This window comes from Pseudomonas sp. G7(2022) (assembly GCF_052660475.1).
The window spans coordinates 3559215-3574962 of record NZ_CP109659.1 but is presented as its reverse complement, the minus strand read 5'-3'; the positions used below and the strand labels follow the sequence as shown (position 1 = coordinate 3574962).

The following is a 15748-nucleotide window of genomic DNA, read 5'->3' as shown; positions in this document are numbered from 1 at the left end:
GGAGATCCCATGACTCAGATTCTCGGTCACAACTACATCGGCGGGCGTCGCAGCGCCGCCGGTAGCGTCAAACTGCACAGCATCGACGCCACGACGGGCGAGGCACTGCCCCACGATTTCATTCAGGCCACGGAAGCGGAAGTGGACGCTGCCGCCAAAGCCGCTGCGGCGGCGTATCCAACGTATCGCAGCCTCAGCGCCGAACGCCGCGCGCAGTTTCTCGATGCGATTGCCGATGAGCTGGATGCGCTGGGCGATGATTTCGTCGCCGTGGTCTGCCGCGAGACCGCACTGCCGGCCGGGCGGATTCAAGGTGAGAGAGGTCGCACCAGCGGCCAGATGCGCTTGTTCGCCAAAGTCCTTCGGCGCGGTGACTTCTATGGTGCGCGCATCGACCTGCCGCTGCCGGATCGTCAACCGTTGCCGCGTCCTGATCTGCGCCAATACCGCATTGGTCTCGGCCCGGTGGCGGTGTTCGGCGCGAGCAACTTTCCATTGGCATTTTCCACCGCCGGTGGCGACACAGCCTCGGCGCTGGCTGCCGGTTGTCCGGTGGTGTTCAAAGCTCACAGCGGCCATATGGCCACAGCCGAACTCGTGGCCGATGCGGTAATTCGTGCAGCAGAGAAAACCGCGATGCCGGGCGGTGTGTTCAACATGATTTATGGTGGCGGAGTGGGCGAATGGCTGGTCAAGCATCCTGCCATTCAAGGCGTCGGTTTTACGGGTTCGCTGAAGGGCGGACGGGCGCTGTGTGACATGGCCGCTGCTCGCCCTCAACCGATTCCGGTGTTCGCCGAGATGTCGAGCATCAATCCAGTGATCGTGTTGCCCCAGGCCCTGGCCGTGCGTTCGGAAACCGTCGCTCGCGATCTGACCGCGTCGGTGGTGCAGGGCTGCGGTCAGTTCTGTACCAACCCGGGTCTGGTGATCGGGATTCGCTCGCCACAGTTCACGGCGTTTGTTGAGCAAGTCGCCGCGCTGATCGGCGATCAACCGGCGCAAACCATGCTCAATGCCGGGACTCTCGGCAGCTACGGCAAGGGCCTGGAAAAGTTGTTGGCACACCCAGGCATCAAGCATCTGGCCGGCAATCCACAGCAGGGCAATCAGGCGCAGCCGCAGTTGTTCAAGGCCGATGTCAGCCTGTTGATCGATGGCGATGAAGTGCTTCAGGAAGAAGTGTTCGGCCCGACCACGGTGATCGTCGAAGTGGCCGATCAGGCGCAGTTGAGCGCTGCACTGCATGGCCTGCACGGGCAGCTCACGGCGACGATCATCGGCGAGCCGGCAGACTTCGCGCTGTTCCCGGAACTGACGCCGTTGCTGGAACAGAAGGTCGGGCGGATCCTGCTCAATGGCTACCCGACCGGGGTTGAAGTGTGCGATTCGATGGTTCACGGCGGGCCGTATCCGGCGACGTCCGATGCTCGCGGCACATCGGTCGGAACCCTGGCCATCGATCGTTTCCTGCGCCCCGTGTGCTTCCAGAACTACCCCGACAGTCTGCTGCCGGAACCGCTGAAAAACGGCAATCCGCTGCGCATTCAGCGGCTGGTGGACGGCAAGCCATCGCGCGAAGCCCTCTAACCGCCGAACCCAGTCAATGTGGGAGCGAGCCTGCTCGCGATAGCGGTGTATCAGTCGACATTCATGTCGCCTGACATTCTGCAATCGCGAGCAGGCTCGCTCCCACAGGGAGAGCTCAGCGGCCACATTGAGCTATCATTGCCCCTTTCCCCCTGAAAGACATGATTGCCATGACTGCCGTAACCGACACCCTTCTCAACGCCCTCGAACACTGCGGTATGGTCGAAATCGACGGCCTGCACGCTTTCGAATTCGCCCTCGATGAAGACGACAACCTGCACATCGAATGCATCGATGGCCGGGAAGCCAAGCATTGGGAGTTCACCCCGGCTCAGGTGGCAGCGGCGACGTTTGATCAGGACCTGCAGAGCTGGTTGATCATCGGTTTTGCCAGCGACACCAAAACCGTTGGCGAACACCGTCTGGTCTGCCTCGGCGACGTACTCAGCAGCGCCGACGACGAGGATGAAACCGAATGAACATGCGTAAATTCTGGCCATTGCTGATGGCCGGCAGCGTCGGCGCGATGGGCCTTTCCAGCGCCTCGGCCGAGAGCTTCCAGTTGCTGGTCGGTTCCTACACTGCCGGCACCAGCCAGGGCATCTACCGGATGAACTTCGACAGCGCCACCGGCCAGATCGACGCCAAACCGCTGCAAGTGATCAAGAGCGAAAACCCGTCGTGGCTGACCCTGTCCAAGGATCAGCACCGGCTGTTCGTGGTCAACGAAAACGGTCCAGGCCAGAAAGACCCGGTCGGTCGCGTCAGCAGTTATTCGATCGATCCCAAGACCCACGCCCTGACCCTGATCAATCAGGTGCAGAGCCTGGGCAACGAGCCAACCCATTCGAGCCTCAGCGGCGACGCCAGTCATCTGTTCGTCAGCAACTACTCGGTGGTCGAGGACCCGGGCGGCACGCTCGCCGTGTTGCCGGTGGGCAGCGACGGCAAACTCAAACCGGTGGTGCAAATGAGCGCGCACCCGGCGAGTCGGGTCAACCCTGAGCGTCAGGCTTCGAACCACGTGCACTCGACGATTTCCTCGCCGGACGGTCGTTATGTGTTCTCCGCCGACTTGGGCGCGGACAAGGTCTTCATCTACCAGTTCGACCCGAAAGCCAATGCGGACCTGCCGCTGACTCCGGCGAAAACCGCCTCGGTGCAATTGCCAGCAGGCAGCGGGCCGCGTCATTTGCTGTTCAGCGCTGATGGCAAGCATGCCTGGCTGACCATGGAAATGAGCGCCCAGGTTGCCGTGTTCGATTACAAGGACGGCGTGCTGACCCAGACGCAAATGGTCGATCTGGCTGCCGGCCAGCCGACTTCGGACAAGGCCGCTGCTGCGTTGCATGCGTCTGCCGATGGCAAGTTTCTCTACGTCAGCAACCGTGGCACCGCCAATCAGTTGCTGGTGTTCGCCATCGACCCGGCCAGCGGCCAGCTCAAGGAATTGCAGCGACGCTCGGTGGAAGGTGATCACCCGCGTGAGTTCAGCCTCGATCCAAGCGGCAAATTCCTGCTGATTGCCAACCAGAAGAGCAACCAGATTGTCGTGGTCGAGCGCGACGGCAAGACCGGTCTGCTGGGCAAAACCGTGCAAAAACTGCCGATGGATGCGCCGAGCGACCTCAAGTTTCTGCTGCGTCAATAAGCCGCAGGCCCCGGTCTACGGGGCCTGAAGCATTGTATTAATCCTGCTGATAACAGGTAATGTTGCAAAGCATTTCAAGCGAGCGACCCTCGAGCGTTAAGTTTGCTTCACGGCCCAACCGGGCAAGCAAGCCAACTGAACACGAGGGTTACCGCCATGAACTTCAATCTCTTCTCGATCATCGCCGCTTCCGCCATCTCCGCCACCGTGGCTCTGCCAGCCAGCGCTAACGTTGAAATCAGCGATAAAAAATCCCACACCCAGAGCTACACCCAGAAATACCTGCAACAAAGCGCGAACTTCTACGCCGCGCTGGATCACAAAGCTCAACACTGAAATTTCCGTCACGCCCTGGAACTGCCCAAGGCTGCGATCCTTTGATCTTGTTTCCCAAAAGCAAAATCAAAAGATCGCAGCCTTGGGCAGTTTTTTGCCTGCGCAGCGACCGACGATAGCTATTTTCGAACGACGAGATAGATCGGCTAAATAATCAACGAAGCTGATGGTTACTATGCCAATCCCTGAGTGGTTACCCCGGCTTTTTTGATCGATTCTGTGGACCTCGAAACATTGTCCACGGAGCACACATCATGGCCACTTCAATCATCACTTCCGCCAAACGCGGCGCCTACGTGGCCATCGGTCTGTACCTGGTCATGGTGCTGTTCGTCAGCCTCGCGTCCCAATCGCAACACAGCCTGGAAGCCCCGATCCAGGTCGCGCATCCCGGCGTCCAGTTCGAACTGCGCTCGCAAAGCGCAGCAGCGGATTCAGTTGAACTCGCAGGAGCCGTCGGAGCATGAAAGGCTACAGATTCTGGATCATCGCCGGTCTGGCGATCATGACCAATGGCGCGTCCCTGTTGGGGTTCGGTCAGGGTTCAGTCGGCGGACTGGCCCGGGCCATAGAGGCCAACCACACCATCGCGCACAATATCGAACGGGCCAATGCATTGGGGCTGCTGGCCGGCAATCCACCGGTGAAAACCGAAGCCAGTTTTCTCGGACCGTTCCAAGTGGATTGCTCGGCCATCGGCATGTGCCAGGTGCTGGCGTAAGGTGCTTACTTTTTCATGATGGCGGTAAACAGATCCGACTCAAGAAAGCGCTGTAACCACGCCTGCAATCGCTCATAAGGCGTTGTCGCAAACCAGTCACGATCAACATGGGCGAACTGGCGAACGAACGGCAACAGCGCGATATCGGCCAGGCTCGGATGCCCGGCCAGCAAGTAATCGCGACCCTCGAGCAACTCATCCAGTTTCTGCAAGAACAGAGCACCTTCCGCCCGATAAACTTCCATCGGCTGTTCCGGGTAGCGCTCGGCGTACTTGTAGCGATTCAGGTGAACCTTGAACACTTGATCGTTGGCTTCGATCAACTCGGCAGTCCTTGAATCGCCACCCAGCAACCAGTCATCCGGATCATTCTGCGCCAGCGCCCAGCGCATGATTTCCAGGCTCTCATCGATCACCTGACCGCCCGCATCCAGCACCGGCACCGTGCCCTTGGGCGAGATCGCCAGCATCTCCGCCGGTTTGGCCTTGAGGCTGACTTCGACGATCTCAACCGGCACGCCCGAATACCGCAGGGCCATCCGCGCCCGCATCGCGTACGGGCAGCGGCGGAAGGAATACAGCGTGTTCATTTCACCTCCAGCGTGCTCAAACCATTGCCCTGGCGCTGCACCTGAATCTGTACCGGAATCCGCTCATGCATTTCCTGCACGTGGGAAATCACCGCGACCTTGCGGCCCTGAGCCTGCAAACCGTCGAGGGCGTCCATGGCCAGTTGCAGGGATTCCGGATCGAGGCTGCCGAAACCTTCGTCGATGAACAGCGATTCGATCTTCAGCGTGCTCGACGCCATCGAGGCCAGACCCAGTGCGAGGGCCAGCGACACCAGGAAGGTTTCGCCGCCGGAAAGGGAATGCACCGAGCGCAGTTCGTCGCCCATTTCCGTGTCCATCACCAGCAGACCCAGCATGCTGCCGCCGCGCTTGAGGCGATAGCGCTTGACCAGTTGCCGCAGCTGCACGTTGGCGTGATGCACCAGCAGGTCGAGGTTGTAGGCCTGGGCGATCTTGCGGAAGGTGTCGCCGGTGGCCGAGCCGATCAGTGCATTGAGTCGTGCCCAGCGTTGATACTCGGCATTGGCGTCGGCGATCTGCTGCGCCAGCGCGGAGTTGGCGTTCTGCCGGCGCTGATCTTCGACTTGCTCGGCACGCAGTTCGGCGCAGCGCTGTTCGCTCGCGCTGCACTGGTTCTGCAAGTCGGCGAGGGCCGCGGCGAGTTGTTCGGCGTCGAGGTTGCCGTTGTGCTGCGCCTGATGTTCGAGCAACTGGCGATCACGTTCCTGCAACAGCACTTTGGCATGTTCCAGGGCCTTTTCGTTGCGCTGCAAACGCTCGCGCAGCTCGCCGACCTGCGCGTCATCGATCCGCAACAGATCTTCCAGGCCGCCGTCATCCAGTTCCGGGTGGCGAGCGCGCCAGTCGGCAATCTTGCCGGCCAGATCACGCTCTTCGGTTTCCAGCGCTAGCACGCGTTCCTGCTGCGCCTTGAGCTCGGCGGCCATTTGCACAAGCTGCGTGCGTACACTTTGCAGCGCCTGAGTCGTGGTGGATTCGGCGTTGCGTGCCTGTTCCACAGCCTGTTCCAGTTGCTGCTGCCAGTGTTCGGCGCGGGTGTGATCGCCCAGCAACTGCGTGAGTTTCTCTTGGCTGGCCTGTTGCTGAGCGGTCAGTGCGTTGAGCTGTTGCTCAGCGGTTTGCAGTTGCTGCACGCGGCTTTGCTGACGATCCTGTTCCTTTTCAAGCGTCTGCTGGCGTTGTTGCTGTTCGGCCAGCTCTTCCTTTTGCTGATCGACTTGCGCCAGACGCTCGGCGATCTGCCGGTCGAGTTGCATGAAGGTCGCGGCCGGTTCGGCGCGCAGGGCTTCGTGAGTCTCGGCGGGCAGCAGCGTGGCGAAGGCTGCCAGTTCTTCGTCCAGACGCTGCCGGTCAGCGCTCAACTCGCGCTGCTGATTGTTCAGGTGCTGGGTTGCTTGCTGATGCGCGGTTTCGGCGTGACGCAATTGCTGGGTCAGGCGCGCCGCGTCCTGTTGCAGTGTGAGCAAGGCGGTCTGGCGCTGTTCGTCCTGGGTGATGCTCTGGTTCAGCTGATCGTTCTGGCGAGTCAGCCAGGCAGCGCGTTTGTCGCTGTCCTGATTGAGCAACTGCGCTGCCAGCGGATGAGCCTCGATGCTCGGCGTCAGCGCCAGCTGTTGTGCCGCCAGTTGTTCCTGCTGTTGCAGCAACTCTTTTTGTTGAGCAATGACACCACCGACACTGGTACGCAGTTCGGTGAGTTTTTCCTTCAGTTGATCGACCGCTTGCTGCGCGTTGGCCTGCTCGCTTTCATCGTGACGGCCGAGGCTCTGCAGCAGGGCTTGCGGCTGGTGATACGGATGTTCGTTGCTGCCGCACACCGGGCACGGCTGGTCGTCCTGCAATTGCGCGCGCAGCTCTTCGACACTGGCGCTGCGGGCCAGACGCTGGCGTTCGAGCAACTCACGAGTGACGCTGAGGGTTTGCTCGGCGACCGTCAGTTCGGACCTGGTTTTCACCCCGTCCTGAGTCAGGCGCTCGCGCTCCTGTTGCGCATCGAGCTGACGCTGTTGCAACTCGGCACTGCGTTTGTCCAGCTCCTGTTGACTGGCCCAAAGGCGCGTCAGCTCTTCGACGGCGCGCAGCTGTTTGCGGTTGTCCTGCAACAGAGTGCCGAGGATGCCGATCTGCTCGGCGACGGCATCCGGCTCGGCGCCGGCCTCCTTGAACAGCACTTCGAGTTGCTGCTTTTGTGTGGCCAGTTCTTCGGTGGCACGGGCGGCGTTCTGTTCGAGATTCGCCAGTTCGCTTTCGCCCTTGTTCAGCCGGTTGCCAATCAGCATCAATTGCTGCAAGCGGTCGCGGTAGGCATTCCAGGCTTCGCTCAACGGTGCCAGATGAGTGCTTTGCTCCAGATCGGCGGCGATTCGTTGCAGGCGCTCGGCGACCTGCGTTTGCTGATCGAGCAGGGCCTGGATTGTGCTCTGGCCCTGGGTGCAGGCCTGTTCGGCGGCCTGCTTGGCTTCAGTGCCGGAGGCGACATCCCTGGCCAGACGGGCGAGGGTGCTTTGCTCATCGAAAGCCTGACGCAGCAACGGTGCACTTTCGCTCTGTTGCTTCTGCGCTTCGGTCAGGGCGATTTGTGCAGCACCGAGGTCTTGTTCAAGTTGCGTCTGGCGCTCAGTCAGCTCGCCTTGTTGCAGCGTATGTGAGCTGATCTGCGCCGTCAGCGGCATCAGCAAGGCATCGATTTCAGCCTTGCGCGCAAACTGATGCCGTTGCGGGGCGAGCTGTTCAAGGTGCGTCAGTCGCAGGCGTTCGCCGGCCAGCGCTTGGCGTTCGTGTTCAGCGCTCTGCAACTGCTCGGCCGCCGCTTGTCGGGCGTCCTGCAACAGGTGCAGATCCTTGAGCCAGGTGTGTTGTTGCTCAAGCTGTTTGAGCTGGGCCTGCTGCAACTTCAATTGCTGTTGGGCAGCGTTGAAGCGCTCGTCGAGTTCGGCGCGGGCTTCGGGCGGCAGCGGGGTCACACCGGTGGCCTGATCCTGCAACTGCTTGTGGGCCTCGCGAGCCTCTTTGGTCTTGTCGAACGCGCGACGGCCGAGGCGGGTGTAGAGCGCGGTGTCGGTGAGTTTTTCCAGCAGTTCGCTGCGGTCGTTGTCGTCGGCCTTGAGAAAGGCGCTGAACTCGCTCTGGGCCAGCAGCACGGCGCGGGTGAACTGTTCGAAGTTCAGGCCCAGCGCGGCTTCGAGCTGAACCTTGTACTCGCCTTTCTGGCTGGCGAGCAGTTGATCCTGATCGATGTCGCGCAGGCTCTGACGGCTGGCCTGCAACTTGCCGCCGGCCTTTTCCCGGGCGCGGTTGGCTTCCCAGCGTGCGCGGTAGCGGCGGCCATCGACGCCGACAAAATCCACCTCGGCAAAACCTTCGCCCGTACCACGACGCAGCAGGGTGCGCGGGTCGCCGGTGGCGATTTCACCGTCGGCGTCCGGCACCTTGGCGTCACGCCCGGTGTTGTTCAGACGCGGCACGGCGCCGAACAGCGCCAGGCACAGGGCATCGAGCAAGGTGCTTTTGCCGGCGCCGGTGGGGCCGGTGATGGCGAACAGGCCGGCGCTGGCCAGCGGTTCAGCGGTGAAGTCGATTTCGAACGGGCCCGCCAGCGAAGCGAGGTTTTTCAAGCGAATGGCGAGAATCTTCATGGCTGCTCGCCCTCCATTTGTACGTCTTGCAGCAGTTCGGCGAAGTCCTTGAGGGTTTGCTCGTCGACTTCGCTGCCGTAATTGTCGAGCCAGGCACGGCTGAATAATTGCTGCGGTGTGAGCTGGTCCAGTTCGATCAACACACTGCCGTCCTCGGCGCCGTCAGCGCCACGGTTGCCGGCGTATTCGGCGGCGATTCGTACCAGTCGCACAGCCTTGCCTTGCAGAGCGCTTTCGACCTGATGACGCAGATCCGGTTGCGGCTCGTCGAGGGTCACGCGCACTTCCAGCCATGGCTGGCGCTGGGTTTCGGCCAGCAGATCGATGTTCGGCAGATCGGCCAGTTGCAGCAGGATTTGCGCCAGCGGCGCAGGGCCGAGGCGTTGCAGATTGACGGAACGGGGGATCAGTATCGGCTCGACGCTGACCAGGGTTTCGCCGTCCAGGACGACGTCGAGAATCTGGTGCTGATAACTGATTTCCGAAAACGATAACGGGATCGGCGAGCCGCTGTAGCGAATTCGTTCTTCACCGTTGACCTTCTGCGGCTTGTGCAAATGCCCGAGCGCGACATAACTGATGCTCGACCCGAACAGGCTGGCGGGCAGGGCTTCGGCGTTGCCGATGATCAGGCTGCGTTCGGAGTCTTCCGACACCGAACCGCCGGCCATGTGCGCATGACTGATGGCAACCAGCGCCTGGCCCGGCTGGCGCTTGGCGTTGGCCGCTTCGATCAACCATTCATGCACCTGACCAATGCCGCGCAGATAGTTGTCACCCAAATGCGCGCCGGTCACCTCGGCCGGGCGCAGGAACGGCAGCGCCAGGCACCACGCGGCGATCTCGCCGGACGCATTCGGCAGCGGCAACAACAGACGTTCTGCATCGAGCTGGCCATCGTCCAGCCACATCACCCGGCCCAACGCATGGGTGCGCAAACGCCGCATCAACGGCGCGGGCAGTTCGATCCGCGAGCCGGAGTCGTGGTTGCCGGCGATCATCACGATGGTCAGCAACGGCTGCTGTTCGTGGGCGCTGACGATGAAATCGTAGAGGCGTTCCTGGGCTTTGACCGGTGGATTGACCGTGTCGAAGATGTCGCCGGCAATCAGCAGCACGTCCGGCTGCGCCAGCTTCAATTGACGCAGCAGCCACTCGAGAAAACAGGCGTGCTCGAAATCGCGCTCCTGGCCGTGCAGGTTCTGCCCAAGGTGCCAGTCGGAGGTGTGAAACAGACGCAAGGCTGACTCCGCAATATAAAGAGGTGATGGCCGCAGGAAAAAACGCGGCGAAAAAAGAAGAGAGTTTACGGGCAAAAGCTTCTATTGAACTGCAACTACTTCGGATAAAGCGGCGGCAATCCACTGTCCCCAACTGGATCCTGCACCCGCTCCGCCGTCGGAATCGTGCGGATCGCCCGCCACAGATCCTCTCCCTGCCAATGCTGCCCGGTCTCGCTGTACAGCGCGCCGTTCAGCCCATCGAGCGCATCCGACAGCGGCACAAAACGCGCAGCCATATCCGCCAGAGTCTCCGGCTGCTGACGGGCCCAGGCGTCGAGGGCCTGGCGGGTGGCGTGGGGGTCGTTGGCCTGGCTTGCGCGTTTGATGTCGTCGAGCAGGGTGCGCGGGCTCGGGCCGGTTTGCGCGGCGCGAAGGATTGCCGGTTGCCAGCGGGCGCGCCACCACAGACCGAAGCCGAGCAGGGTGGTGCACGCCAGAACCAGCGTGCTGAGTTTCCACCACCAGAGTGCTTCGCTGTCGGTGGTGTTGAAGGATTGCGCGCTGCCGGCCGGGGTGTCGACCTGCAGGCTCGGATTGTTCACCACTTGCAGGGTGCGCGCTGGCAGGCTCGTGTGTTCCAGATGATCTTCAAAGGTGTTCCACCACACCACATCCACGGTCGGCAGTTCGATCGAACCGCTGCGGCTCGGCACCAGTGCCTCGCGTTCTTCACGGCTGCCGATCAGGCCACGCTCGCTGCTTTGATTGTTCAGCACCGGTTGGTCCGGGTAGCGACGCAGACCGTTGGCCTCGGTGGCGGGCAGGGCGGGCAGTTGCGAGCCGGCCAGGCCTTCGACCTTGAGAGTCAGGCTGCGTGTCAGGGAGTCCCCGACCTGGGTGTGATCCGGTTCCGGGTTCCAGCTCTCGCTCAGGCTCAGGCTGCGGGCCGGCAGCCACGGCGCATCGGCCGGATAAGTGAGCGGTTTGGGTTTGACCGTCAGCGGGATTTCCGTAGACGTCACTCGCAACACTTTGCCTGGTTTCGGCCCCTGTGCGTTGGCGTCTTTGGCAGGCTGAGTGTCCACCCGTGTGGCGCTGAACGTCTGCGGGGTGATGGTCAGCAAGCCGCTGTGTTGCGGGAAGATCGCATAGCGCATTTCGATCACGCCATGCCGCACGCCGTTGATGTCTTTTTCGTAGGTGCGCGTATCGCCCAGCTGTTCGACTCGTGCATCGTTGATCTGCAACGGGGTGACGCTGCTGTCGTCGTACAGCGACACCGAATGGTAGATGCGCAGGGTCAGGACGGCCTGGGCCTGCACATAGACGCTGCTCTGGTCGAGGCTGGACTCGATGAACACCGGATCAAGCACATTCTTTTCTTCGTGGACGTCGCTTTCGACCACCTGCACGGTGATTGGCTGGCTCTGGGTTTCGCCCAGTTTCAATGATGGAATTTCAACGCTGCCATTCTGTTTCGGCAACAGGGTGATGATCCAGCGCGTGGTGGCGCGGTTCTCGTTGTTGAGCGTGTTCAACTGGTTGACCTGACGCGTGCCGCGCACTTCGAACAGCGGTTCGAGCGGGGTCAGGTCCGGTTTGCCGAACTGCGTGACATCGTTGGATTCGAGGGTGAGTTCGACCGTCTCGCCGGAATTCAGGCGACTGCGATCCACACTGGCCGTCAGCTCGGCCGCCTGAGCGGTGGCCGTGCAGATCAGCAGGGGCAGCAAGAGGGCGGCGAAACGGGTCATCGAGTGTTTTCCTGATCCTGATGTTGTTGCTGTTCGTACCAGAACTTGCGTCGCAGCAGTTCGCCCGGATCGTCCGGAATCTTGCCGAGCCATTGCTCCAGCGCCTGGCGCTGCTCGCCTTCGAGGTTGTCCTCGCCGGGGCTCAGCGTCGGGCTGGTGTGCGGCTCCGTGTCCGGGGCGCTGTCCGGCAGTTCGTTGGGCCCCGGTTGCGGCGGGGTGGTCGGCGGTGGTTCGCTGGCCGATTCCGCAGGCTGGGCCTCGCTGGGCGTGTCATTCTTGATTGCCGGTGGCGGCGCGGTCGCGGGCGGTGGTTCGTCGCCCGGCACGTTCTGTTGTGCCGGTTGCTTTTCGGGCTCGGCGGGCGGCGGGGCGTTTTTCTGCTTGAGCAGGTTTTCCACCAGCGCCTTGTTGGTCAGTGCCGGACGCAAGTCCGGTTGCAATTCCAGAGCCTGTTCATAGGCGTCGATCGCCGCTTCCAGCTCACCGCTTTTCGCCAGTGCGTTGCCTCGATTGTAGTGCGCGCGGGCATCGCTGCCTTCGGCGAAACGCTCGGCGGCGCCACTGTAATCGCCGGCCTCGTACAACGCCAGCCCCTGCCACTGGTGATCTTCGAAGTGTTGCGCGGCCTCGGCCGGGCGCTTCTGTTTCAACAGATGCAAACCCTGTTGGTCGGGGCGCAGCCACAGGTCTTCGAAATTGAAAGCGTAGCTCGGTTGCGGCAGACAAAAGAGCAGCGGCAGACAGAACAACCAGCCACGGCGCCCGGCGCACGCGGCAAGCAGCAAGAGCGGCAACAGCAGCCAGTAACCCTGATCGGCCCAGGTGTCGAGACGCAGGGTCTGGCCGTCGTTGCGCAGGCTGCGCGGGCCATTGAGCAGGCCGAGGCTGCGCAGGTCCGATTCATCCAGCCTGGCACTGTGATACTCGCCACCCACCGCGTTGAGGAAGGCGCCAAGACCTGGGCTGTCGAGTTGCGGCACGCGGATCGCACCCTGTGCGTCCTTGAGGAAACTGCCGTCTTCCTGAGCAATAGGCGCGCCCTCGGCGGTGCCGATGCCGAGCATCAGCAATTGCGCCGATTGCCCGCTCAATGCGCGACGAATGCCTTGGCGTTCTTCTTCCGAGAGGGATGAACCGATCAGCAGAATGCGCCCCTGACCCAGCGCCCCTTGCTTGAGCAATGCCAGCGCCTTGCTCACTGCAAGATCGGCGCGGTGGCCGCTTTCCGGCATCAGCGACGGCTTGAGCGCATCGAGCAGATTGCGACTGGTGGCCAGGTCGTCCGACAGCGGCACCAACGTGTGGGCGCTGCCGGCGTAAACCACGATGGCGGTCTGCGCGTCGCTGCGTGCTTTGAGCAGGTCGAACAACTTGCGCCGGGCCTGTTCCAGACGGGTCGGCGGCGAGTCGGTGGCGAGCATTTCCGGGGTCAGCTCCAGCACGACCACCAGCGGGTCGGCCGGTTTCTGGCTGGTCTGTTCGACCCGTTCCCAGCTCGGGCCGAGCAGCGCCAGGATCGTCAACAACCACGCAACGCCCAACGCCACCCACGGCAACTTGCTGTCGCGGCCGCTGCCGCCACTGAGCAACGCGGCATGGAACGCCGGCGGCAGAATCATCTGCCAGCGTCCGGCGCGCTTCTGCCGATGCCAGAGCTGCCAGATCAACCAGCCGAGCAGCGGCAACAGCAGCAGCCACCAGGGACGAAACCAGTGCGGCCAGAGCGCGATCATCGACGCCTCCGCAAACGCAGGCGCTTGAGGCGTTCGCGCCAGTCAGGCAGTGGGCTTTGCAGATACAGCTCCTTGGTGAACAGTCGTTGCAGCGGGTTGTCCGGCCACAATTCGCGGGCAACCAGCAACATGCTCAACAGCAACGCGAGCGCCAACGGCCATTGATACAACGCCTGGGCCGGGCGCGCCTGGGTCGGTTGCTGGGCCACCGGTTCCAGTCGGTCGAGGGTGTCCTTGATCGCTTGCAGCTCCTTGCCGTCGCGGGCGCGGAAGTAGCGGCCGCCGGTGGCATCGGCGATGGCCTTGAGTGCCGGCTCGTCGAGGTCGAGGGTCGGATTGCCGCCGAGCAGGGCGGTGGCGCCACTTTCTTCAGGGTCGGCACCGATGCCGATCGGATAGATTTTCACGCCTTCGTTGGCGGCCAGTCTGGCGGCGGTCAGCGGATCAATTTCCCCGCCGTTGTTGGCGCCGTCGGTGACCAGAATCAACACCCGGCTCTGCGCCGGGCGCATGCGCAGGCGTTTCAGGGCCAGGCCGATCGCGTCGCCAATCGCGGTGTTCTTGCCGGCGATGCCGATCCGCGCTTCGTCGAGCCACACGCGCACGGTGCGCCGGTCAAACGTCAGCGGCGCCTGCAGGTAGGCCTGGCTGCCGAACAGGATCAGACCGACCCGGTCGCCATCGCGGCTTTCCAGAAAGTCACCGAGCAGATGCTGCACGAGCGAAAGGCGACTGACGTCTTCGTCGTTCCACTGCATGTCGGGAAAGTCCATCGAGCCGGACACGTCCACCGCCACCAGCAGATCGCGACCACTGGCGGCAATCGGCAACGGTTCGCCCAGCCATTGCGGGCGGGCGGCGGCGATCAACAGAAACAACCACAGCAGCATGAACGGCGCCTGCTGGCGCCATGTCGGTAGATTGGCCCGGGCGCGGCGACGGGCGAGGCCTTCCAGGTCACCGAGGAAACTCACCTTCAATGCCGGCTCGCCACTGTCGGCGACAGGCAGCACGAGGCGCATCAGCCACGGCAGCGGCAACAGCACAAAGATCCACGGCCAGGCGAACTCAAACATGCTTGCGGATCCAGGTGTCGACGGCTTGCGTCAGGCCGGCGATGGCCTTGTCGTCGAGTTTGCACTCGGGCTTGTAGGCGCCTTCCACCAGCACCATCCAGCGGGTCAGGCCGGCGGCAGGGCAACGGTTATCGAGGAACGCCAGCCACTTGCGCCCGTTGAGGGTATGACTCTGGCTGTAGGGGTAATGGTTGCGGCACAGGCGCTTGAGCAGGCCGTTGAGCTGCTGCAGCCAGGCTCCGGCCGGTGCGCCGTCGTAGGGTTTGACCATTTGCGCCAGCTCTGCGAGCGCGGCAATGCGCACCGGATCGAGCTGGATTTCGGCGCGTACGACGGGTTTTTTCTTGATCGGAATGAAACGGCGCAGGCGCCACAGCACGAAGGCAATCAACGGCAGTAACAGAAGCAGCAGCCACCAGCCCGGAGCCGGCGGCCAGAAAGCGATCGGTGGCGGAGAAATCAGCGGTTGCAGTTGTTCGAGGCCGTTCATCGAGCGTTCCCCGGACGCTGCGGGTTGAGAAACTCGCGCATCTGCTCGACCATTTCGCTCTGGGTGCTCAGGGGCATCAGCAAGACCCGCAGTTTCTGCGCGAGCAATTCCCAGCGGGCAATGCGCGCTTCAGCCTGGGCCCGGTAGGTCTGGCGCAGATCGAAATTCAGTGTGTCGAGTTCCAGTTGCGCGCCGCGCTCGGCGAACCTCAACAGTCCGGCGGCGGGCAGGGCGTGGTCCAGGGGATCGGACAGCGGCAGCATCAGCAGATCGCAATGGCGCGACAACAGACTCAACTGCTGCTCGGCGCTGTCGCTCAGTGCGCGCTCGTCACAAATCACGATCACCAGACTGCCCGGTCGCAGCACCTCGCGGGCCCGGCGCAGCGCCACGCCAAACGCATCGCGATCCGGCTCCCGCTCGCTGTGCAGCGACTGATTGACTTTCACCAGACGGTTGAGCAGTTGCAGCAGACTCTGCTTGCTGCGGCGCGGTTTGATCTCGTAATGCTCGTTGTCGCCGAACACCAGTCCGCCCACCCGGTCGTTGTGACCCAGCGCGGCCCAGCCGATCAGCGCTGCAGCCTGCGCCGCGAGCACCGACTTGAACATCAGTCCGGAGCCGAAAAACAGCCGCGTGCTTTGCTCGACCATGATGAAAATCGGCCGTTCGCGTTCTTCATGGAACAGCTTGGTGTGCGGTTCCTGGGTCCGTGCGGTGACGCGCCAGTCGATGGTGCGCACGTCGTCCCCGGCCTGGTAGACCCGCACCTGATCGAAGTCCACACCACGACCACGGAATTTCGAGTGGTGCAGGCCGATCAGCGGGCTGCGCTGGCTCGGCGTGGAAAACAGCTGCACTTCGCGCACGCGGTGACGCATCTCGATCAGCTCGGCGAGGCTGATGCGGATGCCCGGTTCGGACGGCAGGGAGGCGTTCATCGGGG

Annotated in this window: 14 protein-coding genes; 6 read left to right on the top strand and 8 right to left on the bottom strand. The window is 62.6% G+C overall.

Annotated elements, in window-relative coordinates:
• The first annotated feature begins 9 nt into the window (after positions 1 to 9).
• The 6 genes from NE357_RS16020 (at position 10) to NE357_RS15995 (ending at position 4298) form a co-directional block, all read left to right on the top strand.
• The gene (locus tag NE357_RS16020; RefSeq protein ID WP_169430688.1) at positions 10 to 1590 is read left to right on the top strand and encodes an aldehyde dehydrogenase (NADP(+)); all 1581 of its coding nucleotides are present in this window, start codon (positions 10 to 12) and stop codon (positions 1588 to 1590) included.
• A gap of 170 nt (positions 1591 to 1760) precedes the next feature.
• Positions 1761 to 2069, top strand: a complete 309-nt coding sequence (locus NE357_RS16015; protein ID WP_169430687.1) for a DUF5629 family protein — start codon at positions 1761 to 1763, stop codon at positions 2067 to 2069.
• Positions 2066 to 3241, top strand: coding sequence for a lactonase family protein (locus NE357_RS16010; RefSeq protein ID WP_169430686.1), 1176 nt, complete (start codon positions 2066 to 2068; stop codon positions 3239 to 3241). The genes NE357_RS16015 and NE357_RS16010 overlap by 4 nt, the downstream gene beginning before the upstream one ends.
• Before the next feature lie 156 nt (positions 3242 to 3397).
• A complete protein-coding gene (locus NE357_RS16005) occupies positions 3398 to 3577 on the top strand; it encodes a hypothetical protein (RefSeq protein WP_011334602.1) in 180 nt (59 codons plus the stop codon).
• Positions 3578 to 3831: 254 nt separating this feature from the next.
• Positions 3832 to 4044, top strand: a complete 213-nt coding sequence (locus NE357_RS16000) for a hypothetical protein (RefSeq protein ID WP_169430685.1) — start codon at positions 3832 to 3834, stop codon at positions 4042 to 4044.
• Complete coding sequence (locus tag NE357_RS15995) at positions 4041 to 4298, top strand: hypothetical protein (RefSeq protein WP_169430684.1); 258 nt, start codon at positions 4041 to 4043, stop codon at positions 4296 to 4298. The genes NE357_RS16000 and NE357_RS15995 overlap by 4 nt, the downstream gene beginning before the upstream one ends.
• Positions 4299 to 4303: 5 nt before the next feature.
• On the opposite strand, the gene NE357_RS15990 is transcribed toward NE357_RS15995, so the two are convergent.
• From NE357_RS15990 to NE357_RS15955, 8 genes are all read right to left on the bottom strand, one after another.
• Positions 4304 to 4888 (bottom strand): glutathione S-transferase, encoded by a 585-nt coding sequence (locus NE357_RS15990; RefSeq protein ID WP_169430683.1) that lies wholly within the window; start codon positions 4886 to 4888, stop codon positions 4304 to 4306.
• A complete protein-coding gene (locus tag NE357_RS15985) occupies positions 4885 to 8526 on the bottom strand; it encodes an SbcC/MukB-like Walker B domain-containing protein (RefSeq protein WP_169430682.1) in 3642 nt (1213 codons plus the stop codon). The genes NE357_RS15990 and NE357_RS15985 overlap by 4 nt, the downstream gene beginning before the upstream one ends.
• Entirely contained in the window at positions 8523 to 9767 is a 1245-nt protein-coding gene (locus tag NE357_RS15980; RefSeq protein WP_169430681.1) for an exonuclease SbcCD subunit D C-terminal domain-containing protein, read from the bottom strand. The genes NE357_RS15985 and NE357_RS15980 overlap by 4 nt, the downstream gene beginning before the upstream one ends.
• A 95-nt stretch (positions 9768 to 9862) precedes the next feature.
• Positions 9863 to 11503 (bottom strand): BatD family protein, encoded by a 1641-nt coding sequence (locus NE357_RS15975; RefSeq protein WP_169430680.1) that lies wholly within the window; start codon positions 11501 to 11503, stop codon positions 9863 to 9865.
• Positions 11500 to 13236, bottom strand: a complete 1737-nt coding sequence (locus NE357_RS15970; RefSeq protein ID WP_169430679.1) for a tetratricopeptide repeat protein — start codon at positions 13234 to 13236, stop codon at positions 11500 to 11502. Before NE357_RS15970 ends, NE357_RS15975 begins: the two co-directional genes overlap by 4 nt.
• Positions 13233 to 14312, bottom strand: coding sequence for a vWA domain-containing protein (locus tag NE357_RS15965; RefSeq protein ID WP_169430678.1), 1080 nt, complete (start codon positions 14310 to 14312; stop codon positions 13233 to 13235). Before NE357_RS15965 ends, NE357_RS15970 begins: the two co-directional genes overlap by 4 nt.
• Positions 14305 to 14802 carry a DUF4381 domain-containing protein gene (locus tag NE357_RS15960; protein WP_169430677.1) on the bottom strand — a complete coding sequence of 166 codons (498 nt, stop codon included), beginning with the start codon at positions 14800 to 14802 and terminating at the stop codon, positions 14305 to 14307. The genes NE357_RS15965 and NE357_RS15960 overlap by 8 nt, the downstream gene beginning before the upstream one ends.
• The gene (locus NE357_RS15955) at positions 14799 to 15743 is read right to left on the bottom strand and encodes a DUF58 domain-containing protein (protein ID WP_134826462.1); all 945 of its coding nucleotides are present in this window, start codon (positions 15741 to 15743) and stop codon (positions 14799 to 14801) included. Before NE357_RS15955 ends, NE357_RS15960 begins: the two co-directional genes overlap by 4 nt.
• Positions 15744 to 15748 lie beyond the last annotated feature (5 nt).

Excerpts from the sequence above, each read along its gene's own strand:
- NE357_RS16020 (WP_169430688.1), top strand. The coding sequence starts at position 10 with ATGACTCAGATTCTCGGTCACAACTACATCGGCGGGCGTCGCAGCGCC.
- NE357_RS16015 (WP_169430687.1), top strand. The coding sequence starts at position 1,761 with ATGACTGCCGTAACCGACACCCTTCTCAACGCCCTCGAACACTGCGGT.
- NE357_RS16010 (WP_169430686.1), top strand. The coding sequence starts at position 2,066 with ATGAACATGCGTAAATTCTGGCCATTGCTGATGGCCGGCAGCGTCGGC.
- NE357_RS16005 (WP_011334602.1), top strand. The coding sequence starts at position 3,398 with ATGAACTTCAATCTCTTCTCGATCATCGCCGCTTCCGCCATCTCCGCC.
- NE357_RS16000 (WP_169430685.1), top strand. The coding sequence starts at position 3,832 with ATGGCCACTTCAATCATCACTTCCGCCAAACGCGGCGCCTACGTGGCC.
- NE357_RS15995 (WP_169430684.1), top strand. The coding sequence starts at position 4,041 with ATGAAAGGCTACAGATTCTGGATCATCGCCGGTCTGGCGATCATGACC.
- NE357_RS15990 (WP_169430683.1), bottom strand. The coding sequence starts at position 4,888 with ATGAACACGCTGTATTCCTTCCGCCGCTGCCCGTACGCGATGCGGGCG.
- NE357_RS15985 (WP_169430682.1), bottom strand. The coding sequence starts at position 8,526 with ATGAAGATTCTCGCCATTCGCTTGAAAAACCTCGCTTCGCTGGCGGGC.
- NE357_RS15975 (WP_169430680.1), bottom strand. The coding sequence starts at position 11,503 with ATGACCCGTTTCGCCGCCCTCTTGCTGCCCCTGCTGATCTGCACGGCC.
- NE357_RS15970 (WP_169430679.1), bottom strand. The coding sequence starts at position 13,236 with ATGATCGCGCTCTGGCCGCACTGGTTTCGTCCCTGGTGGCTGCTGCTG.
- NE357_RS15965 (WP_169430678.1), bottom strand. The coding sequence starts at position 14,312 with ATGTTTGAGTTCGCCTGGCCGTGGATCTTTGTGCTGTTGCCGCTGCCG.
- NE357_RS15960 (WP_169430677.1), bottom strand. The coding sequence starts at position 14,802 with ATGAACGGCCTCGAACAACTGCAACCGCTGATTTCTCCGCCACCGATC.
- NE357_RS15955 (WP_134826462.1), bottom strand. The coding sequence starts at position 15,743 with ATGAACGCCTCCCTGCCGTCCGAACCGGGCATCCGCATCAGCCTCGCC.